This window comes from Bdellovibrio sp. HCB185ZH, assembly GCF_047302455.1.
Taxonomy (GTDB): Bacteria; Bdellovibrionota; Bdellovibrionia; order Bdellovibrionales; family Bdellovibrionaceae; genus Bdellovibrio.
In genome coordinates, this window is sequence record NZ_CP178624.1 from 606,425 (window position 1) to 626,501 (window position 20,077).

At 45.0% G+C, this 20,077-nt stretch carries 18 protein-coding genes, 1 tRNA gene and 3 rRNA genes; 5 read left to right on the forward strand and 17 right to left on the reverse strand.

The annotated features are described in order from the left end of the window. Positions 1-104: 104 nt before the first annotated feature. From ACLSU7_RS03015 to ACLSU7_RS03030, 4 genes are all read right to left on the reverse strand, one after another. Positions 105-680, reverse strand: coding sequence for a YdcF family protein (locus ACLSU7_RS03015; RefSeq protein WP_413294077.1), 576 nt, complete (start codon positions 678-680; stop codon positions 105-107). Continuing rightward, positions 667-1,044: a RidA family protein gene (locus tag ACLSU7_RS03020; RefSeq protein ID WP_413294078.1), complete on the reverse strand. Its 378-nt coding sequence runs from the start codon at positions 1,042-1,044 to the stop codon at positions 667-669. Before ACLSU7_RS03020 ends, ACLSU7_RS03015 begins: the two co-directional genes overlap by 14 nt. 18 nt (positions 1,045-1,062) lie before the next feature. Next, positions 1,063-1,563, reverse strand: coding sequence for an organic solvent tolerance protein (locus ACLSU7_RS03025; protein ID WP_413294080.1), 501 nt, complete (start codon positions 1,561-1,563; stop codon positions 1,063-1,065). Between the two features lie 96 nt (positions 1,564-1,659). After that, complete coding sequence (locus ACLSU7_RS03030; RefSeq protein ID WP_413294081.1) at positions 1,660-3,033, reverse strand: HD domain-containing phosphohydrolase; 1,374 nt, start codon at positions 3,031-3,033, stop codon at positions 1,660-1,662. Between the two features lie 90 nt (positions 3,034-3,123). Here ACLSU7_RS03030 and ACLSU7_RS03035 point away from each other — a divergent pair, with 90 nt between their 5' ends. Both ACLSU7_RS03035 and ACLSU7_RS03040 read left to right on the forward strand, forming a co-directional pair. After that, entirely contained in the window at positions 3,124-3,759 is a 636-nt protein-coding gene (locus tag ACLSU7_RS03035; protein WP_413294083.1) for a chalcone isomerase family protein, read from the forward strand. A gap of 362 nt (positions 3,760-4,121) precedes the next feature. After that, a complete protein-coding gene (locus tag ACLSU7_RS03040; RefSeq protein ID WP_413294084.1) occupies positions 4,122-4,745 on the forward strand; it encodes an NADPH-dependent FMN reductase in 624 nt (207 codons plus the stop codon). Positions 4,746-4,861: 116 nt separating this feature from the next. On the opposite strand, the gene ACLSU7_RS03045 is transcribed toward ACLSU7_RS03040, so the two are convergent. From ACLSU7_RS03045 to ACLSU7_RS03065, 5 genes are all read right to left on the reverse strand, one after another. Then, positions 4,862-5,308, reverse strand: a complete 447-nt coding sequence (locus ACLSU7_RS03045) for a DMT family transporter (RefSeq protein ID WP_413294085.1) — start codon at positions 5,306-5,308, stop codon at positions 4,862-4,864. Between the two features lie 390 nt (positions 5,309-5,698). After that, positions 5,699-5,815: ribosomal RNA gene (rrf, locus tag ACLSU7_RS03050) — 5S ribosomal RNA — on the reverse strand. A gap of 253 nt (positions 5,816-6,068) precedes the next feature. Then, positions 6,069-9,009, reverse strand: a 23S ribosomal RNA gene (locus ACLSU7_RS03055). A gap of 123 nt (positions 9,010-9,132) precedes the next feature. Further along, a tRNA-Ile gene (locus tag ACLSU7_RS03060) sits at positions 9,133-9,209 on the reverse strand. 152 nt (positions 9,210-9,361) lie between these two features. Then, positions 9,362-10,875: ribosomal RNA gene (locus tag ACLSU7_RS03065) — 16S ribosomal RNA — on the reverse strand. The 16S, 23S and 5S rRNA genes sit together here with 1 tRNA gene alongside, the layout of an rRNA operon. A gap of 685 nt (positions 10,876-11,560) precedes the next feature. On the opposite strand from ACLSU7_RS03065, the gene ACLSU7_RS03070 reads away from it, so the two are divergent. Further along, positions 11,561-11,821: a hypothetical protein gene (locus ACLSU7_RS03070; protein ID WP_413294086.1), complete on the forward strand. Its 261-nt coding sequence runs from the start codon at positions 11,561-11,563 to the stop codon at positions 11,819-11,821. A gap of 52 nt (positions 11,822-11,873) precedes the next feature. On the opposite strand, the gene ACLSU7_RS03075 is transcribed toward ACLSU7_RS03070, so the two are convergent. Continuing rightward, entirely contained in the window at positions 11,874-12,266 is a 393-nt protein-coding gene (locus ACLSU7_RS03075; RefSeq protein WP_413294087.1) for a hypothetical protein, read from the reverse strand. A 212-nt stretch (positions 12,267-12,478) separates the two neighbouring features. On the opposite strand from ACLSU7_RS03075, the gene ACLSU7_RS03080 reads away from it, so the two are divergent. Next, positions 12,479-13,402 (forward strand): SMP-30/gluconolactonase/LRE family protein, encoded by a 924-nt coding sequence (locus ACLSU7_RS03080; protein ID WP_413294088.1) that lies wholly within the window; start codon positions 12,479-12,481, stop codon positions 13,400-13,402. Position 13,403: 1 nt separating this feature from the next. Here the strand turns inward: ACLSU7_RS03080 and ACLSU7_RS03085 are convergent, their stop codons facing one another. The 5 genes from ACLSU7_RS03085 to ACLSU7_RS03105 form a co-directional block, all read right to left on the reverse strand. After that, positions 13,404-13,676: a hypothetical protein gene (locus ACLSU7_RS03085; RefSeq protein ID WP_413294089.1), complete on the reverse strand. Its 273-nt coding sequence runs from the start codon at positions 13,674-13,676 to the stop codon at positions 13,404-13,406. 199 nt (positions 13,677-13,875) lie between these two features. Next, complete coding sequence (locus ACLSU7_RS03090; protein WP_413294090.1) at positions 13,876-14,331, reverse strand: hypothetical protein; 456 nt, start codon at positions 14,329-14,331, stop codon at positions 13,876-13,878. A gap of 270 nt (positions 14,332-14,601) precedes the next feature. Further along, positions 14,602-15,669 (reverse strand): lactonase family protein, encoded by a 1,068-nt coding sequence (locus ACLSU7_RS03095; RefSeq protein WP_413294091.1) that lies wholly within the window; start codon positions 15,667-15,669, stop codon positions 14,602-14,604. A gap of 19 nt (positions 15,670-15,688) precedes the next feature. Then, positions 15,689-16,441: a class I SAM-dependent methyltransferase gene (locus tag ACLSU7_RS03100; protein WP_413294092.1), complete on the reverse strand. Its 753-nt coding sequence runs from the start codon at positions 16,439-16,441 to the stop codon at positions 15,689-15,691. Positions 16,442-16,605: 164 nt separating this feature from the next. Then, entirely contained in the window at positions 16,606-17,865 is a 1,260-nt protein-coding gene (locus tag ACLSU7_RS03105; RefSeq protein ID WP_413294093.1) for a hypothetical protein, read from the reverse strand. A 181-nt stretch (positions 17,866-18,046) separates the two neighbouring features. On the opposite strand from ACLSU7_RS03105, the gene ACLSU7_RS03110 reads away from it, so the two are divergent. Beyond that, a complete protein-coding gene (locus ACLSU7_RS03110) occupies positions 18,047-18,742 on the forward strand; it encodes a hypothetical protein (protein WP_413294094.1) in 696 nt (231 codons plus the stop codon). Here ACLSU7_RS03110 and ACLSU7_RS03115 read toward each other — a convergent pair. Both ACLSU7_RS03115 and ACLSU7_RS03120 read right to left on the reverse strand, forming a co-directional pair. Beyond that, positions 18,699-19,322, reverse strand: a complete 624-nt coding sequence (locus ACLSU7_RS03115; protein WP_413294095.1) for an iron-containing redox enzyme family protein — start codon at positions 19,320-19,322, stop codon at positions 18,699-18,701. The genes ACLSU7_RS03110 and ACLSU7_RS03115 overlap by 44 nt on opposite strands. An 11-nt stretch (positions 19,323-19,333) precedes the next feature. Beyond that, positions 19,334-19,984, reverse strand: coding sequence for a hypothetical protein (locus ACLSU7_RS03120; RefSeq protein WP_413294096.1), 651 nt, complete (start codon positions 19,982-19,984; stop codon positions 19,334-19,336). Positions 19,985-20,077: the final 93 nt, after the last annotated feature.

Genomic DNA, 20,077 nt, shown 5'->3' on the forward strand with positions numbered 1-20,077 from the left:
GAGGGAGTCTATTTGCAAGAGTAACGAATTCATCGAAAATCCCCAGTTTCCTAGGTGATTTATCGGAGAAAATAGAACTTTCGTTTACATACGAAGGTCTGGTTTTAGTAAGCCCAGAGAGAATAAAAGAAAGACTTTAATGCCTCAAAAGAGATCTCCACGACCGAAGGCTCGTAACGACCTCCCACAATGGGATGTTTTTGGATGAAAATGTTTTCCGGAAATGCTGCCCGGAAGGTTTTATAGGAACGATACATGTGCAGGCGTGACGTGACCAAAAGGATATCACGACATTTCAGGGCCTCCACGATTGGCAGACTCTGCTGTGCATTTCCAAATGTCGTTTCAGAGCGACGATCCAACACCACATCATTCTCGTTCAAGTTACCGTAAAACGGCCACACTGGCATGATCTCGCGCATTCTTGCATTTGAATACACACCCGAGATGACAAGCTTTTTAACGTTTTGATTTGCGAGCAGATCAAAGCCTTCACGCACACGCCCCGCACCCCCTGTTAAAACCACTGCGCAATCGGCATTTTGTGATTTCGTCCAAGAGATCATCGGTTCTTTTTCGATCTGATGATATTCATGGAAAAAGCGCTGAATAATCAGCGCTCCCAGAACAATCAAAATCCAAAAAGTACGCGTGCGTACCAGGGCTTTAGCGGTGAGCAAGGACTTCAACCTCGACGTTCACACCTTTAGGCAAAGCCGCAACAGCCACTGTAGAGCGCGCTGGAGGAGCTGCTGTAAAGGATTTCGCGTAGATCTCATTAACAGTAGCAAAGTCAGCCATGTTCGTAAGGAAAATTGTTGTTTTAACTACGTTTGAAAAGTTCATGTTGTTGGCAGCAAGAACTGCTTCAACATTTTTCATAACCATTTCAGTTTGAGTTTTGATATCGCCCGTGAAAACTTCGTTTGTTTTAGGATCGATAGAGATTTGACCAGAGCAGAACAAAAAATCGCCCATGGCTACTGCTTGAGAGTATGGACCTACTGCTTTAGGAGCATTGTCTGTGTGAATCACTTTTTTCATGAAAATATCCTTTGTGAATTAGAAGTAAAAAATAATACCAGCGCGGAAAGGGCTATCCGCAATAGTTCTGAAGCGAACGTTGTCGGCAGAAATCACACCAACGCCACCTTCAAATGTGAAGCCCAATGACTCAAGACCCGAAAAGAAAAACTCGCCACCAAAAACGGCATCTAACTCAAAGCCAGATTGCTTTTCATTTTTAGCTGTTGTGGTGTTAAATTCTTCCCAGTTGACCAAACCTAAAGTTCCACCCATGTAGAAGTTCATGTTTTGTTCTTTGAACACTATACGACGAACACCCGCTGTCGCAGCAAATTTAGATTTGTCTTTTTCTGTATCGATTCCTAGGCCACCTGAAATCTGAAGCTCAGTGGAAGGATTATAAACAACTGCAAGCTCGGGAAGATCCAAAGTTGAATGAGACTTAACTCCAACCCCTAAACGGTTCGTCAAATCTTTCGCCTCAGCTACGCCAACGCTAGCTAAAAATGCAAACACCACTGCTACAACTTTAAGCATTTTCTAGTACTCCTTATTAAGGCTTCTATTAAATGCAAAAGCCGAAATAGGGGCAAAAGATTTTCACTCTTACAATGGGTGTCATAGTCAGAATGACTACTTCAAGGAAGCTGAAATCTGCTCAAGGAAGTCTTTCGAAAAATTACCGGGCTTCTCTTTGGCTTCTTGCCATATTTTGTCGCGAAGATAAGCGAACCCGATCGAGTGCTCAGCCAGAGTCGTCCGCACTCCAAAATCAATCATTTCAGCGAAACGGATCAAAGAAGACTCAACAGGAACCATGTTAAAGGGAGTCTGACTTGGATATCCTTTTTCATCAGCACGCTCGTGGACACAAACCATGATCGCTTTGACGGATTCGCTGATAGGAACCTTTTTAAAAAGACACCGGTTCAAAGACATCATTGGATGCTTGCGATACTCCTCAGTTTGCTGCGGATCCAGATGAGACTCACCCGCTGACAAAAACTTCTGATAGGTAGCGTCTGGAATATCCAAAAGACCGACATCGCAAAAAAGTCCTGCAAGCAAAACGTCCACGGGATTTCCCAAACCAGATTTTACTGCAATATAAGCGGCATAGGATGCCACCCAAGGGCTGCGCCACTTATCAAAGAGATCATTCTCTAAAACTTCACGTAAAGCTTCCCACAGATTTTCCTCGCTTTTAAAGACATCGACTATCTGCTGAGCCAATTGCTCGAGCTGGTTATAGAGTGCGGAAATCTCTTCATCCGAAGCGGTCTTAAATTCAAAAAGAATCACTTCGCTGAGTTCCACCCAAACGGCAGCTATCGAAAGGAAAATGGCACGCATTCTTTTTTTCAGAGACATTCCTGAACGATCGAAGTAGGTGTTTATATATTCAACGTACGCTGGTGTTTCGCGGCCATGAACCAGAAAACCACCCTTCGTCAGCATTTTTTGGTACTTGGAATCCGAAAGCACAGCCCCGCGAAAGGCGACACCCATAATCCTTTGATTGATAGGCATGCGCACAAACACCGTGAATGGCAGAATGGTCATTGAGAATAAGTCTGAAGGTAAAATATCGAAAAACTGCGCCCGACACTTTAGAAGTAACATGTATTCAAACTTGAAGTTCTGAAAGAAATCAAAAGGCGTTATCAAAAGCACTCGCGAAAACTTTGGACCAGTAAATTTATTCTTCTCCGGGGCCTCATGAGTGAGAGTAAATATCGTGGAAAGCGGAAATTTTTCCACCAGTGCCAGAATGCGCTCTGTAAAGGCACCAATATGTTCCGATTCTTCCTGTGCAACCACAATCGCCAAAGCTCTTTGCAGTTCGAAAGGGCGAGCTTTCAGGTCATCCATAGCAAGCACATGTCTGAAGGTAAACTTATGCTCCGACATAAGTTTCTGCACACGCGACAAAACGTCCTCGCGCTGACTTAACAGCAAAAGTTCCAACTTCTGTCTAAAAAAAATAGCAGGACGTTTTTCAGCCATAAACACTCAAATGTTACTTTATGCCTTCTCTGACTGCCAACAAAACTTTTCTGCATTGACATATTCATTCGCAAATCGAATCATTATGCTATGAAAACAATCATCTTATCTTTCATCGCATCCTTATTGTCTCTAAATGCTAATGCTGCCCTTTTGAAAGCCGAAGCCGGCACACAAAAAATGGAGAAAGTAATATTGTCCTCCTCTGCCACTACAAATGTAGATGGTGAAGATGTGAAACTCACCGAAGTCGGCGCAGGACTTCGTGCCAAGAAAGTCGTATTCGTGAATGTAAAGGTTTACATCGGCGAACTGTTTGTTTCGGATGTGGCAAAATTTAATAAAGGTGAAGCGCTGACTTCAGTGAAAGATCAGAAAGCCATCGCCATTCAGCTTCATTTCCTACGAGCTGTCGACGCAGCCAATGTTCAAAAATCTTTCAAGGAAGCTTTAGCCGCGAATTCTGTGAATCTAGAAGACAGCTCGATCAAACAATTCCTGGATGCCGTTTCCAAAGGTGGAGAAGCACAAGAAGGCAAATCTCTAACTATTCTTGGCTCTCGTATGAAAGATGGCTCTGAAAAAATCTCTTATGAAACAACATCGGGGACTGTCACTGAAATCAAGGGCTCTGCTGGTTTCATTCAGAATGTTTTCGCAATTTGGCTAGGCAAACCAGCCGACGACGGCGTCGCTGAATTAAAAAAATCTATTCTAAAAAACTAAACTGAATCGTTTAGCTCTCGGCTAGTAGGTCATCATTAAGATCTGCTAGCTCGACCACCTATAACCTTTTACTTGGGAAACTCCATCGTTTCCATCCATTACAGAACCCCACGGCGCTGACTCAGCCCAGCATGTGGACCGCGTGATTTTGCAGACGAATCTTTAATAAATCGCCTCAATTCTTATGTTTCAAGCCAACTCACTGGATGCACACTTAAAAAATGCCCCCCACTTTTTCACACTGTTCGAGATGTAACTTAACAATGACAGGCTATGATTTCTTATCGCAAGGGTGTCTTTCAGCGAAAATATAAAAGCCGTGAATGATGGTTCAAATAAGAACTTAACGAAAGGACGCTGCAATGAAGATTCTCTGCTTCGCTCCCGTCTTAAGAAAAGGCTCCTTTAATAAAAAACTAATCCGCATCGCCAAATCCTACGCCGAAGAATTCCCCGGTGCAGAAGTTGAACTCTGCGAGTTCAACGAGTTCCCCATGCCCATTTACGACGGCGACCTTGAAGTAGAAGAAGGAATCCCAGATGCCGTAAATAAGCTCGCCGAAAAAATTTCTGGAGCCGATGCTATCATCATTTCCTCACCCGAGTACAACGGTAGCATTCCAGGCCCTTTTAAAAACGCCATAGATTGGCTCTCAAGGCTTAAACCGGTTCCACTCGAGTCAAAGCAGATCCTGCTGATTGGAGCGTCTATAAGCCAATTTGCGGCGATTAAAGGCAACTTCCACAGCCGAGTGCCGCTGCATGTATTAAAGTCCTTCGTATATCCCGATTATTTTGGTGTAGCTTTCGCCGAAGCCGCCTTCGACAAAGATGATCAGCTAAAAGATGAAAAGCAAAGTGAACGCCTCAGAAAACTCATATTAAGCTTTCTGCAGTACGCCTCAAGAACCGAAACACCCTTCGACCGCCTCGGAGAATTCTTCGAAGAACAAAAACACAGTCACGACGAAAAACACCCACATTGATTGATTTCACAGTGCAGAACGCGAACCACAACATTTATTTTTACTGTTTGTGAAAACAAAAAAAGACCGAAGGAAACTTCGGTCTTTTTTTGTTTTCTATTTTGCTGTTTCTTACTTTAACCAGAGTTTCGATTCACCAAAGCCGCTCTTCCTGGCATTTCCACCGAAGAAGGATTCACGACTGTTGTTGAGGGAACTCTTTTCATTTCTTTTACTTCCGTTTCAGCAGCAACTTGTTCACCTGCGTGCTGACCGGAGAAGTTCAACATCACCACACCGAGAATGATAAGAGAGGTCGCCACCACTTTCTGAATCGGAAGTGGTTCATTAAATATGACGAGACCCACGACTGCCATGATGGCAGTACCAACACCAGCCCAAATGGCATAAACCAGACTGACCGGAAGAGTCTTCAAAGCAAAAGTAATACAGAAGAAAGAAATAGCAAAACAGAGAACCATTAATACCGACGGAATCAGCCGAGTAAAGCCGTCCGCGTATTTCATACCGATTGTTCCCAAGATCTCAAATACAATTGCCGCCGCAAGATATGCATATGGCATAAAGCACCTTTTAGGATGAACCTTTCTTGTCGTTTATTCAGTTTTCATTTCCCGTGTCCCAGATGACCCTCTGGGAGATCTTTTTTTGAATCCGTGCGGAAAAAAGACTTAAAAAAGCGAACAGGAAGAAATTCCTGTCTTTGATTTGTATTAGGATATCATGGCGGCTGACAAAAAGCTCTCGCCACTGGACTATTTTTAATAAACGTCGTCAATTCAATAACTTAACCATGGCAGCGGTCTCACTTTGAACGACTTATTTTGATATTTTCGACCGTACTTTTGATAGGAAAATAAACTTAATTCGAGGTCAAAACAAATATGAACTTGTTTGACAAAAAGGCATAAAAAAACCCGATCTGTTTCCAGACCGGGTTCGAGTAAAAAAAGAGCTGGCGTCGTGCTACTCTCCCACATGGTCGCCCATGCAATACCATCGCCGCAAGAGGACTTAACTTCTGAGTTCGGAATGGGATCAGGTGTGGCCCCTCTGCTATAAACACCAGCAAAGCGTTTATTAAAACAAAGATGAAGTACGTTTATACTTCGTCGTTCTTCTTTGCAACTTACTTCCAATCCAAATGGAGAAGTTACTTTTTATTTCAGAGAATTGAATGATTGATTTAATTGATTTTTAGCGAGTCGTTGTTAGTTCCAAGTTTTAACTCTCTTACTTATTCAGAGAGCTAGTCTCTCGTTCTCATTTAAGAGAAGTCACTGAGACGAAATCTTCGTAACTTAAAGTTAGAAGAATATTTTTTTAAAAAAGCCTCACGACCTATTAGTACGGATCAGCTGAATACATTACTGTACTTACACCTTCCGCCTATCAACCTCGTAGTCTCCGAGGAGTCTTTAGGGGGCCGAAGCCCCAGTGAAATCTAATCTTGTAGTCTGCTTCCCGCTTAGATGCTTTCAGCGGTTATCAGTTCCGAACATAGCTACCCTGCATTGCTCTTGGCAGAACAACAGGAACACCAGAGGTTCGTCCATCCCGGTCCTCTCGTACTAAGGACAGGTCTACTCAAATTTCATGCGCCCACAGAAGATAAGGACCAAACTGTCTCACGACGTTCTGAACCCAGCTCGCGTACCACTTTAATTAGCGAACAGCTAAACCCTTGGGACCTGCTCCAGCCCCAGGATGTGATGAGCCGACATCGAGGTGCCAAACTCCATCGTCGATATGGACTCTTGGATGGAATAAGCCTGTTATCCCCGGAGTACCTTTTATCCGTTGAGCGATGGCCCTTCCACGCGGGACCACCGGATCACTTTGGCCTGCTTTCGCACCTGCTCGACTTGTAGGTCTCGCAGTCAAGCCCCCTTATGCCAATGCACTCGACGCCTGGTTTCCAATCAGGCTGAGGGGACCATCGCGCGCCTCCGTTACTTTTTGGGAGGCGACCGCCCCAGTCAAACTGCCCACCAGACAGTGTCCCTCTCCTCGTGACGAGGAGCAGGTTAGATTTCAAAGGTGCCAAGGGTGGTATTTCAAGGTTGACTCCACAAGGGCTAGCGCCCCTGCTTCAAAGTCTCCCACCTATCCTACACATGCCAACTCTAAAATCACTGCCAAGCTACAGTAAAGGTTCACGGGGTCTTTCCGTCTTTCTGCGGGTACTCGGCATTTTCACCGAGAATTCAATTTCGCGAGGCATTTGGTCGAGACACCGGAGAAGTCGTTACGCCATTCGTGCAGGTCGGAACTTACCCGACAAGGAATTTCGCTACCTTAGGACCGTTATAGTTACGGCCGCCGTTTACTGGGGCTTCGATTCTCAGCTTCGCTTACGCTAACTAATCCTCTTAACCTTCCAGCACCGGGCAGGCGTCAGTATGTATACTTCGTCTTGAGACTTTGCACATACCTGTGTTTTTGATAAACAGTCGCTACTCCCATTTCTCTGCGACCCGAAAAAGCTTGGGGAGTAAATCCTTACACTCTCGCGGGCACACCTTTTCCCGAAGTTACGGTGTTAAGTTGCCGAGTTCCTTGACCAAAATTCACCCCATCGCCTTAGGATATTCACCCCACTCACCTGAGTCGGTTTACGGTACGAGCTAACAAATCTAAATTTACGAAACTTTTCTTGGATACATGGCTTTTCTCACTTCCGGATCAAAGATCCTCGCATTCACGCCTCAGTGTTATGTGCCGCGGATTTGCCTACGACACCACCTACACGCTTACACCTCAATCCAATAAGAGGCTGAGATAGCCTATACCGTCATTCCTTAAACACAATTTGCTAGGTAACGGAATATTAACCGTTTTGCCATCGATTACGCCACTTGGCCTCATCTTAGGACTCGACTAACCCTGGGAAGATTATCTTTACCCAGGAATCCTTGAGTTTTCGGCGCCCGGGTTTTTCACCCGAGTTCAACGCTACTTATGTCAGCATGATCACTTCTAGTTCGTCCAGCTGTCCTACCGGTCAACCTTCATCCTACGCTAGAACGCTCCCCTACCACTAAAATATAAAATATCTTAATCCAAAGCTTCGGTAACACGCTTAGCCCCGTTGTATCTTCCGCGCAGAGTCACTAGACTAGTGAGCTATTACGCTTTCTTTAAAGGATTGCTGCTTCTAAGCCAACCTCCTAGTTGTCAAAGTAACTCCACAACGTTCTCCACTGAGCGTGCATTTAGGGACCTTAGCTGTTGGTCTGGGCTCTTTCCCTCTCGACGCATGACCTTATCACCCTGCGTCTGCCTGCTGAGGAACATATCTGTGGCATTCGGAGTTTATTTGGGTTTGGTAATCCGGTAAAGACCCCTAGCCCATTCAGTGCTCTACCTCCACGATACTTTTTACTCAACGCTATACCTAAATATATTTCGGGGAGAACCAGCTATCACCCAGTTTGATTGGCCTTTCACCCCTAATCACAGATCATCAAAAGAGTTTTCAACCTCAACTTGTTCGGTCCTCCACGAGGTGTTACCCTCGCTTCAACCTGTCCATGATTAGATCACCGGGTTTCGGGTCTATGCCTGCAAACTAAACGCCCTATTCAGACTCGCTTTCGCTACGACTACACCTTCAACGGCTTAATCTCGCTTGCAAACATAACTCGCTGACTCATTATGCAAAAGGTACGCTATCACCCACGTAAGGGGCTCTAACTGCTTGTAAGCTTACGGTTTCAGTTTCTATTTCACTCCCCTCTCGGGGTTCTTTTCACCTTTCCCTCACGGTACTTGTTCACTATCGGTCACTAAGGAATATTTAGCCTTATGAGGTGGTCCTCACAGATTCCCACAAAATTTCACGTGTTTTGTGGTACTCGGGATGCCGCTAGAGCCTTTGAGCATTTCGAACACGGGGCTATCACCCTATCTTGCCAGACTTTCCAGACTGTTGTTCTATACTCTCCGGTCCCACATCGCGGTCCCACGACCCCTCAATCAAATAAATGATTAAGGTTTAGGCTGTTACCCGTTCGCTCGCCACTACTAGGGTAATCTCGGAATTGATTTCTTTTCCTGAGGGTACTGAGATGTTTCACTTCCCCTCGTTCGCTTCAGACACCTATGTATTCAGTGAATGATATCATAAAATGATGAGTTTCCTCATTCGGAGATCTCCGAGTCAAAGTGTGTGTGCCACTACTCGAAGCTTATCGCAGCTTACCACGTCCTTCATCGCTTCTTAGTGCCAAGGCATCCACCGTAAGCCCTTTGTAGCTTTAAAAAATGGAACTAACCTCGCTAAAAATCAACTAAATCAATCTATTCAATTGTCAAAGAACGAAAACCTAAAAAACGCGAAACTCTCTTATTCACCTCTAACAGACCAACTCAATTTGTTGAAAGTTGGTGGGCCAGGGAAGACTCGAACTTCCGACCCCACGCTTATCAAGCGTGTGCTCTAACCAACTGAGCTACTGGCCCATGTTAGATGCGTATAAGAGTTTTCACTCTTTCAAAACTAAACAGCTAGAAAAGATTTTTGGGACTCACCCACTCGGGAAGAGTGAGTTGACCTAAGATTGTGATTGCTTTTTTCAAGACAAGCTTGAAATGCCGATCACCATAATCCTTAGAAAGGAGGTGATCCAGCCGCAGGTTCCCCTACGGCTACCTTGTTACGACTTCACCCCAATCATCGACCATACCTTGGGCGCCTGCCTCCTTGCGGTTAGCGCAGCGACTTCTGGTACAACCAACTTTCATGGTGTGACGGGCGGTGTGTACAAGGCCCGGGAACGTATTCACCGCGGCATTCTGATCCGCGATTACTAGCGATTCCAACTTCATGGTCTCGAGTTGCAGAGACCAATCTGAACTTAGATAGCTTTTCTCCGATTTGCTCCGTCTCGCGACTTCGCTTCAGTTTGTGACTACCATTGTAGCACGTGTGTAGCCCTAGGCATAAGGGCCATGAGGACTTGACGTCATCCCCACCTTCCTCCGGTTTAACACCGGCAGTCCATCTAGAGTGCCCAACTGAATGCTGGCAACTAAATGCAGGGGTTGCGCTCGTTGCGGGACTTAACCCAACATCTCACGACACGAGCTGACGACAGCCATGCAGCACCTGTGTACCGACCCTTGCGGGCTACGGCGTTTCCGCCAATATTCCAGTACATGTCAAGCCTAGGTAAGGTTCTTCGCGTTGCATCGAATTAAACCACATGCTCCACCGCTTGTGCGGGCCCCCGTCAATTTCTTTGAGTTTTAATCTTGCGACCGTACTCCCCAGGCGGGATACTTAACGCGTTAGCTTCGTCACTGAAGGGGTCAATACCTCCAACAACAAGTATCCATCGTTTATGGCGTGGACTACCAGGGTATCTAATCCTGTTTGATCCCCACGCTTTCGGGTCTGAGTGTCAGTGTCTAGCCAGATAGCCGCCTTCGCCACCGGTATTCCTCTTGATATCTACGTATTTCACCACTACACCAAGAATTCTACTATCCTCTCTAGCACTCAAGCTACGCAGTATCAGATGCACTTCTGGGGTTGAGCCCCAGGCTTTCACACCTGACTTACATAGCCACCTACACCCGCTTTACGCCCAATAATTCCGAACAACGCTAGGATCCCTCGTCTTACCGCGGCTGCTGGCACGAAGTTAGCCGATCCTTTCTTACAGGGTACATTCATTGTGTTATTCCCCTGCGACAGAGCTTTACGACCCGAAGGCCTTCATCACTCACGCGGCGTCGCTGCATCAGAGTTTCCTCCATTGTGCAATATTCCCTACTGCTGCCTCCCGTAGGAGTCTGGACCGTGTCTCAGTTCCAGTGTGACTGATCATCCTCTCAGACCAGTTAAAGATCGTTGCCTTGGTGAGCCATTACCTCACCAACTAGCTAATCTTACGCGGACTCATCTTAGAGCGAAAAACCTTTGACCCCTTGAACCGCAGTTCTTGTGGTCTTATGCGGTATTAGCGAATCTTTCGATTCGTTATCCCCCACTCTAAGGCAGATTATCCACGCGTTACTCACCCGTGCGCCACTAGTACTCACCCGAAAGCTTTCCCCGTTCGACTTGCATGTATTAGGCACGCCGCCAGCGTTTGTTCTGAGCCAGAATCAAACTCTCCAGTTTAAATTCTGTATCAATCAAACTACTAGCTTACGCTTGTATGTTTGTTCGAATATATTTAATTTTGAAATTGTGAATACTAGTTACCCAGTATTCAAAGAGCCCAAAAATCTATTTCTTCTAGCTATTCAGTTTTCAAAGAGCGAAACATTTCTCATCGTTAATGTTACTTAGCGACGAGGTAGACGGTTGTATCGAAGACCGAAGTCCTTGTCAACACCCGTTCAAACTTTTTTCTCAAATTTTTTAAAATTAAAAAATTCAGAAAATTGTTCGGGTTTACTGCTGCCAGCGAAACGATACATATTGAATACAAATCAATAAGTTAGATCAGCTGTTTATGCTTGGTTTTTCAAACATCGCGGCGGTGAGGCTGAGTTATAGGCTCAATCCCCAAACCGCGCAAGGGGTTTTTATTTTATTTTCGTTTGCAGCTTAATCGGGCAAAAAAGTGCACTTTATGCTGAGTTATTAGGCAGAAATCACCTCCGCAGCGCTTCATGCTGAAAAAGAGGGCCCTAATATATAGGCAGAAATACCAAGGAGTTGAACCTAAAGGCACTTTATTAGGGTTTCTCTTATATTGAACTATGTATTCCAACACCTTACTTGGTTGTAAATCAGGTTTTACGCTGGCTCCTGACAATATCGGACCGTGCCCTATTTATATCCACAAGGAGGATAATACATGAAAAAGCACGTTCTAGTTCTAGCAGCATCTATGATTTTCACTGGTCACTTGGCAATGGCTGAGGGTGAATCACACAGCTCTTCAACTGATACTTCTAAAAATCCAATCACTGGCACTGAGACAACGACTCAAAAAGAAGAAGTCAAAGCTAAAGGTGACAACTCTAAAATGGAAAAGAAATCTAAGAAGAAAACTAAGAAACACACAGACGGCTCAACTAAGACAACAACTGAGACTGAGCACTCTGAGAGCCACTAATCTCTTTAAAGAGATTATTAAAAGAGCAGGCCTTGCCTGCTCTTTTTTTTATTTAAATCGCAACATCAAGTTCAGCGATATACTCTGTACGAACTCTTTCGTCTAAGAGACAGATCAAACCATAGATGGCCACCGGGAATGCGAAAGTCATAAGAGACAGCGCAAACACTGTGATACCTCCCACCCAGGCCCAGCCTTTTCCTTTTCTTAAATCGTGAATTACGAAATAGACCGCAACAACGATCAATGCTGCCATCAGCGCAGATGCATCGAAGATTGAGGGCACTTTTACAGTTGCATAGAGTGTGGGGTCTTTACTGATCATATCTAATATCTGGGCGCGGGCATCGAGAATCATAACAACGCTGTATGCGAGGGTTAGGATTTGAATGCCGGCAGCAGCTAATAAGCACTTAATTGCGTGGTTTAACTTTTTCTCTTTCATAAAGATCTCCTTTGAGTGATTGAACGGTGCGATGGTCCCATAGCAAAGAGCAGACTCTGTAAAGAAGGATGTATTGGATGATCCCATGCGGAGTGCGGACACCGTAATGTTGAGGGGCGTCCAGGCAAATTGTGTTGGTGCACAGACATTCATTTGCAGTTCAAAGTGATTTTTGTAGAATGAGGTTATCAATCACTTTTCGGGAGTTTGTTTTGAATAAATCTCTTCATTCTTTATTTCTCACTGCTGCAGCCAGCCTCTTTATCTGCGCTTGCCAAAGCCAGCCCGCAAAGACAGCGACATCAACTCCTCCAGGGATTGATATTTCAAAAGCACCTTCTTCGGAAGTGTATGACTCTCCTGAGTCGGTTCATTGGGTGCCTGAGGTTCGCGCGTGGTTTGTGAGCAGTATGGGTGGGCCTGATATTCTAGCTAAGGACAATTATGGTTGGATCACTCGATTGGATGAGAATGGTAAGGTGACTCATCCGCGCTGGGTGCAGGCGGGTTTCCATGCGCCTGGTGGGATTTGCCACTTGGGCAAAGATCTTTATATTGTGGATCGCGATGGCATTGTCGTAGTGAATATCGATAAAGCGGCCATTATTGCAAAGATCGAAATGCCGGGCGTGGTTTTCCCGAATGATTCTGTGTGCGACACTCGAGATCAATCTGTCTATGTGACGGATATGGCCGCCAACAAAATCTACCGCTGGAAAAAAGGCATGGAAAAGGCAGAGGTTTGGGTGGAATCGCCGGAGCTGGACACTCCAAATGGCCTTGAGATTGATGGAAATAAAATGTACGTGATCACTTGGGGACCGATTGTGGATACGGCAACTTCTAAAACATCTCGCCCAGGCTATCTGCGGGGTATTGATATGAAAACTAAGAAGATCTCTATGGGTACGGGAGATGCTTTGGGCAATATGGATGGAATTACCAAAGCTGGAAAATATATGTTTGGCACGGACTGGATGGGGGGACGTATTTTTCGCTTTGACGAAAAAAAGAAACCCCACGTTTGGGCGCAGGGTTTTTCGCATATTGCAGATGTTGGTTACTCGGCGGAGTTAAAAGTGATTGGTATTCCTGAGATGAGTACAAATCGCGTGTATTTCATTGATGTGAAATAGCCTATTGATCGGCGTCGCGGTGAACGATCACTTCAACGTCGCCATCCGACGAGGCCATGGGATTATAAGTTACAGGATTATAGGCGCGAACTCTTTTCGCAGACACTACATCGGCCTGAAAATCCTGGTTTGAGCTTACTGCTCTCTTCACCTTTTGCTGAACAGCCTGCCCTTCTTTATTTGAATTCTCGATAAGTGAACCAAAATCGTTGCGAGCAAAGCTTGAGGATGAAAATAAGATCACTCCCACTACAGCTAAAATCTGAATGTTCATAATTCCCCCGTGATAAGATTCTTTAAAGCAAGGCTTGGACCACCCTTAAAAGCACTTTGAATTGGAGTTCGAGTGGCCAAGATTTGAGTGACTTTTACTCGATCGCAATCAAAAGGCCTTGATTCCACAATGAATTTCCAAGAAATCGACTGGAAACACGACATGTTCCCAATCTTTACAGCGGAAACGTCTCAGACTGCTACACGCGAGTGGCGGAGCTTGCGACCTTTTGATTGCGTTTCAATGCAGGCTTTTTCGCCTGCTGAAATTTCTTTAGTTTTACTTTCTTGATGGCAGCCGAACTTGCAGCGGTGCGCTTATGTTTCTTCAACTTCTTTTGATGAGCGATGTACCGCTCGAACGTCACCAGGGGTTTATTGGTGTGCTTAACTTCGGGCCATCGACGAATCGGCGTTGCCACTGGATTCACGCTGACGGAAGAATCAAAACCTCCGGTTGAAGCAATGGCCCTTGCTGGCTGAGCATAGGACATTCTGGGTGCGAAGTCATCGGTCATTGCGACTTGCATATTTCGCTCTCTAACGGAGAGTTCGGAATTTAATTTGCTGTGAATCTTTTCGGGCAGTGGTCCCAACAACTTGAAAGCTTGAAAAACCACTAGCATGCCTACGGCAACGGAAACAAAAAAGTTCATACGCATTCCCCACCTAACGAAAGGTAGAATAGACGCATCTTAAAGTTTCGTAATGCAGAATAAGAATATTCGGATTTGATAGTTTCATTGTTAGATGCTCGTGGAATTTCTCGAGAGAAAATTGCGAGAGATATTTCCGAATGCTCTGACTCCACTTCTAATTTTATTCATCGTGTGGCTAATGAGAAACATCAGCCCCAGAATTAAGTTCAGACTCTAATGACGAAAGAAATCCGCTATCATAAAAAAGCATCATCTGAAGAGCGGTGATTATTTGAATACGATGCGTGTGGGAGCAATGCCTGAACCAATCAATAAATTTGGTTCCGCATTTAGAGTGCCATTGGTGTTTACCGTGTATCTTAAAATTTTATTCGAAAACGAATCCAGGATGTAGACTTCGTTATTTAAATCATCAATCTCTACGTTCTCGGGGGCAAGGCCTGAAGGAATGGAAGTTTCAGAAAGATGCAAAAGCCCCCCGTCCTTTTGAATGGTGTAGGATGAGATGCTGCCATCACCGATATTTGCGGTATAAACATTCGCGGAGGAAAACGCAAAGTTTAAGGGAAATAGTCCCGTTGAAACGACTCCCATGGAGTTCAGCGTCCCGTCCTGATTGATTTTATAGTTCTCTATGTGCGCGCCTGCACAACTTAAAACATATACGTACTCTTGGCCTTGAAGCGTTTTTACTCCCAAGGGACCAGAGGGGCAGCTTTGAGTTGGAACCGTTGCGGGAGATAAAAGCGAAAGACTTCCATCTGCCTGCACGGCGTACTGTGTGATATCATCAATACCGAGACTTGCCACATAGGCATATTTGCCTGAGGACGAAAATACCAAATTCAGCGGAAGGTCTGGATGAGAAGTCACTCCGACTAAAGAAAGAGTGCCATCCGTGGCGATTTGGTATCGAGAAATGCTTCCATCCTGAAAGCTAGTTGTATAAATAAATCTGCCATCGGGAGACAGAACCATAGCTTCCGCTAGCGAGGGAATTGCCACCGGGGTCGCAATTTCACTTAAGCTTCCATCGGGGCCCACTTGAAATTGAGAGATCGTGTCATCGCAATAATTTCCTACGTAGACATGCTCCCCCTTTTTATCAATCACCATCATTCGCGGGCAGGATCCCGTCGCAACTTTTGGAGTTACAAGTGGCGCCAAGCTTCCTTCGGTGTTCAACTGGAACTGGGCGATTGTGTTTTCGCCGGAATTCAGCACATAGACAAATCTTGATGTGCGAGATGGTGGAGACGGTTTTGTGCTCGACTGTGGAGCACATCCCGATAAAATTAAAAGGAGCGCGGATAAAATTCCAAGAGTGGTTTTCATAAATTCCTCTGGAAGAATGCTAGCACTGGGAAGTGCTAGCTAAGACCATGCGAAGGGTGCCGGGATTGTTACCAGGGTGAATTGTCAATTGTTCTTCTAAAACTTCAAAACCTGCATTCATCATTTCCAGCTTGATTTCAGCGGGTGTTGAGAGCCTTTTTTGCGCAACCCAGTTTTTACCCTCATCTTGAATCACACCAGGCGCTTCGGCATCTGGTGTTTGGCGCCATACGATATGCTCCGCATCCATACGGATAGATTCAAAGCTGTCATTCACATCATAGTTTTCAGTTAATACGGAAGTGCTAATAACGAATTTACCACCGGGTACCAACGTGTTTTGAACTGCAGCCAAGAACGCTTTACGATCAGAATCATGGGGGATTTTCACTAAGCAGTCTGACTCATGAATCAGGTCAAACTTTTTTTGCAGTTTTTCAATTTGCAAGATGCCACCCATTCCGAAATAAATGTTTAAGTCTTGCTGCCAAGCGATTCTTTGGAGGATCGCAATGGAATCACGGTTCATATCAAATGCCGCCACATTGAAACCAAGCTCTGCCAAAGTCATTGCTGCCACCCCCTGCCCTGAAGACAAATCAAGTGCTGAACAGCCCATAACTTGTGGGTAGTAATCATGGATGACAGCTTGCAAGTGGCGAACAGTGTCGCGCTCGCAGAGTCCTTTAAGGGCGACGATGTTTGCGAAAGTGTTTGATTCGGGATTGTTTTGAACGTTGTTGCCAATGAATGTTTGGTATTGTGCTTTCATAAGTCCTCCTGTTGTTGACTTGATGAACTTCTATAAAGCACAGGGAATGCCACGAAAAATCGGCGTAAAAGTAACTTATATTAGATTTGACGTGTGGGTTGCCGGGTTCCCGACAGATCAATCTGCCGGGAGATCGGTTGCTGCCGGAGTCCCGGCAGGGCTTACTAAGGTTTCGCTAGACCACATTTGATGGTCGAGTTTGCATTGATTTTGGAATTGAAAAACGTGAACTGAAAATCCGCTGCACTGCCCGGAATGACGTTCACAGCCAGAACCAAAGTATCTGGTTCTATTTTCGTCAGATTCATTTTTTGAAAATCAGGAACTTTGCCTTTTTCTGCCACGAAAGAAACTGTGACACCTCGCTGGTTACTCGCCTTCTCGATTTTCAAAGGATATTGTTGAATATCCAACTCACCACCATCGAGTTTGCAAACCACATCCGTCGTTGCAATTGTGCCGATTTCTTTGCCGGCCTTGACCATCGCAACCGCCTCTTGAAGCGGAGCTTGAATTTTATAGTCTTCGAAGTTTTCCCAATTGAAGGTGTTTTTCGGAGTGAGATAAAGCTCCAAGGAACCAAGATCAAACGTGATCATATCAACAACTGATAAAAGAGAGGCATATGAAAGCTGACACTTTTCTGATCCTGCGAGCTCTGCTCTGACGTGTTTTACTTTATTCTTGATCAAAGATGGCAATGAATATTGAGTGTCTTCATAGAAATTAGTGATGGCTCCGGAAAAAGTTGGCATCGCGGCGCAAGCTGCGGTTTTGTTAGTCGTTGCTGCCACGATCAAAGCATTCATTTTGTCTTGGAGAAGTTGTCCGTTTACTTGCGCCAGACTTTTTTGTGATTCAGAAGGAGCCAGCATTTTTGAACGCGCTAAAATCGCCTTAGAGATTGAGGTTTGAGATTCCTCATCCAGACCCTTTGCGGAAGCCAATTGTTTAAAGGCTTGGGCAATAATTTTTATCTCGACATCTGGTCCTGACTTTTCCTCGTCCGTTAACTGAAAATCGAGGGATAGTTTTTTAGTTTCGATTGCTTTCAGAATATCGAGTCCTTCTGCACTTTGTTTACTTTGCAGAAGCTTCTCTAGAGCTTTTAAATCCTCACCAGGTTCCATCGTTCCGGCGATATCCATTCTGAGGCGAACAATAGCATCATAAACCGTTGCCATGGCTTTCTCATTAAAAGAGGACATGCCAGCTGAATCTTCCTCTGGGGTTGATTCAGTCACGGTGGTATCGTAGCCTTGAGGGGGCTTGCCATCCACTTTGAGGACCGTTGCATCCTGTCGTTCCTGGGTTTTTCCCGCAAAAGGATCTGTCTCATAATGAGTCAATAAGGTGCCGTCTTTGGAAGGTTGGCAGCCAACTGTCAAAACTATGAATGCGTAAACCAATATATGCTTTTTCATGCTAGGTTTTCCTATTCCCCTTTTAAGTGAATCCAAAAGCGTGCCTGAGTAAAAAACAAACAGGCATTTATTACAGGCAATCCATCAGAAAGTGGTGAATCTAGAGGGAGCCCGACGGGAGTTTGCCAGTTTTGTTACAAAATATTTGTTTAACGGCCTGATGATCGGGTAAATAGTGGGAATGGAATTGGAACGTGTAGCGAACCTTGAAGAGAATGAGCCTAGCATGACTGAACAGTATGCAGCTGCAAGACTGCTTTTAAGAGACGCCCTGAAAGCCACAGGACGCGTTTATCTGTCTTATCGATTCGATGATCATTTTTTTTCCTTGAGCGAAGTGGAGAAACTGTCTTTGCTTGACGGTATTCGCAGATGGTCCAATCTGATGATGGATTTCATCGCTCACAACGGCAATCCCAAGAATACAAAAGACCTGGTCCGTTACTATCTGTCTCGCTTGAATGTTTCGGTGCCACCCGCGTTTATTGAACAAATTCAGGATGGAGACATCGTCGAAATTTACGGAAGCGATTCCAAACGCTTGTTCTTTAATCCAGAGCTTTTTGATTACTCTTCTTATGCGCCTGACGTGATGTTTTCAAAACAGTGGTGGAACCTTTACGATCGCGACACGGGTATTTCCGCAAAAATTCAGAAAATGGCTTATTCGACTTTTATGGGTTTAAACAAACACCCGTTCCGCCCGGGACTCCCAGTACATAAGGTCAAAGAAATTCGCTCCCAAGGTCGTTATGAGTCGGATGTGGAAATCAAACTCATGTCCCCCGTCAACGCAGGGGACACGATTGTGGGCGTTGCCGCCCTTGAGCGTTTTACGATGCTAACTGCACTGACTCACGCACACATTCATTCATAATCCTAATATACATATCCATGCCTTCACAGAGGTTCTGATAAATGTGCTCGCGCTCTTTATCAGAAACCTTGGCAACGGCTTTGAGCGCGTCGTTAAAGTGCTCTGTGTCCTCTTCAGCGTGGACTTTAAGAAACGTATACCCCTGAATACCCGCGGCTTTTACACGCTTTAAAATTTTTGGACCGGATTTGGCAGCCAAACCCTCCAGCAAAAGCGAATAACCCAAGTGAGCGGTCGGACCGACTTCTTTAATCCAATAGTACTGGGTCTTCCAGAAAGCTTTTGTCACTTCGAACACCTTCGTACCTTCGGCATGCATGAACTTAAGATCGTTTTCGCTCATTTTTTCATGACCCACTTCTTCTTCGATATGGTGTTCGAATTGAGCTTTCAGAGGGTGATCTTTGGGAAGTCGTTCGTTGCAAAGGTTAAGAAAGATCGAAGTGTGCCCCACGAAATTGTGAGTTTGCGCGCACCAGGAATTGTAAAATCTGACATTTTCCCAAGGAAGCGCTTCGATTGTTTTGCAAAGCTCGTTTACTTTTGAGTGGGCCTTTTCATTAAACTCGTTTGATTTCATACGTTCTCCTTTTAGGCTGCAATTTTTCGGGGTTGATATTTTTCACTCCAAAGTGCATCCACGGTTCTTTTGGTGAACTCATCTGATTCGATGAGTTTGTTTTGTTTACCGAAAACCATGACGGCACATTGATTATTGTATTTCGTGATTTGTGCGAATTCGGAAAAGCCGATGATCTCCCCGAGGAAGTTCACCTTGCGATCCACGCGTGCGATGCCGACGGCGGCATCAACTCCCAGCTCATTCATCACCTTAAGACCCAGGCGAATGATAAGCTCTGCCACTTTAGGTCCTCCCGCATCGCGGGATCGGTAGGCTGGCGCAACTGTGAGGTACTCCATTGCCATGAATGAGTTAATTTGGTGTTCTCTGAGTTTTACTTTTACGTCATCTGGGATTGCACGGATGTAGGAATGTTCGCGACTACTGTCTTCGCGCAAATCGAAGGGAGAATACAGATGGAAGCCTACTACTTCGTCATCCTTACAAACAACTGCGATGACTCGGGCGCGTTGAAATTCGTCGTGATTTAACTTAGCACCCCGAGACGCTAGATCAGCGCCGAACTCCTCTGCCCAGAGGCGAAAGCATTTATTAACGTAGTCAATTTCTTGTTGGGTTTTTGATCCGAGGGTGTAGATGAGACGATACGAAAAGTTCATGTAATTCCTCTAAGTATTTTGCTCAAACATGTTTTAGTTTGTATAAACTTCGGTACGGTGATATTTCGGTAAATAAAAGAATAATGTTTAGGG

What these genes read in the sequence shown, in the direction of transcription:
- ACLSU7_RS03090 (WP_413294090.1), bottom strand. Translation starts at nt 14,331, where the DNA reads ATGAACTTTTTTGTTTCCGTTGCCGTAGGCATGCTAGTGGTTTTTCAA.
- ACLSU7_RS03075 (WP_413294087.1), bottom strand. Translation starts at nt 12,266, where the DNA reads ATGAAAGAGAAAAAGTTAAACCACGCAATTAAGTGCTTATTAGCTGCT.
- ACLSU7_RS03120 (WP_413294096.1), bottom strand. Translation starts at nt 19,984, where the DNA reads ATGAACTTTTCGTATCGTCTCATCTACACCCTCGGATCAAAAACCCAA.
- ACLSU7_RS03100 (WP_413294092.1), bottom strand. Translation starts at nt 16,441, where the DNA reads ATGAAAGCACAATACCAAACATTCATTGGCAACAACGTTCAAAACAAT.
- ACLSU7_RS03095 (WP_413294091.1), bottom strand. Translation starts at nt 15,669, where the DNA reads ATGAAAACCACTCTTGGAATTTTATCCGCGCTCCTTTTAATTTTATCG.
- ACLSU7_RS03040 (WP_413294084.1), top strand. Translation starts at nt 4,122, where the DNA reads ATGAAGATTCTCTGCTTCGCTCCCGTCTTAAGAAAAGGCTCCTTTAAT.
- ACLSU7_RS03025 (WP_413294080.1), bottom strand. Translation starts at nt 1,563, where the DNA reads ATGCTTAAAGTTGTAGCAGTGGTGTTTGCATTTTTAGCTAGCGTTGGC.
- ACLSU7_RS03085 (WP_413294089.1), bottom strand. Translation starts at nt 13,676, where the DNA reads ATGAACATTCAGATTTTAGCTGTAGTGGGAGTGATCTTATTTTCATCC.
- ACLSU7_RS03045 (WP_413294085.1), bottom strand. Translation starts at nt 5,308, where the DNA reads ATGCCATATGCATATCTTGCGGCGGCAATTGTATTTGAGATCTTGGGA.
- ACLSU7_RS03020 (WP_413294078.1), bottom strand. Translation starts at nt 1,044, where the DNA reads ATGAAAAAAGTGATTCACACAGACAATGCTCCTAAAGCAGTAGGTCCA.
- ACLSU7_RS03070 (WP_413294086.1), top strand. Translation starts at nt 11,561, where the DNA reads ATGAAAAAGCACGTTCTAGTTCTAGCAGCATCTATGATTTTCACTGGT.
- ACLSU7_RS03035 (WP_413294083.1), top strand. Translation starts at nt 3,124, where the DNA reads ATGAAAACAATCATCTTATCTTTCATCGCATCCTTATTGTCTCTAAAT.
- ACLSU7_RS03115 (WP_413294095.1), bottom strand. Translation starts at nt 19,322, where the DNA reads ATGAAATCAAACGAGTTTAATGAAAAGGCCCACTCAAAAGTAAACGAG.
- ACLSU7_RS03110 (WP_413294094.1), top strand. Translation starts at nt 18,047, where the DNA reads ATGGAATTGGAACGTGTAGCGAACCTTGAAGAGAATGAGCCTAGCATG.
- ACLSU7_RS03030 (WP_413294081.1), bottom strand. Translation starts at nt 3,033, where the DNA reads ATGGCTGAAAAACGTCCTGCTATTTTTTTTAGACAGAAGTTGGAACTT.
- ACLSU7_RS03105 (WP_413294093.1), bottom strand. Translation starts at nt 17,865, where the DNA reads ATGAAAAAGCATATATTGGTTTACGCATTCATAGTTTTGACAGTTGGC.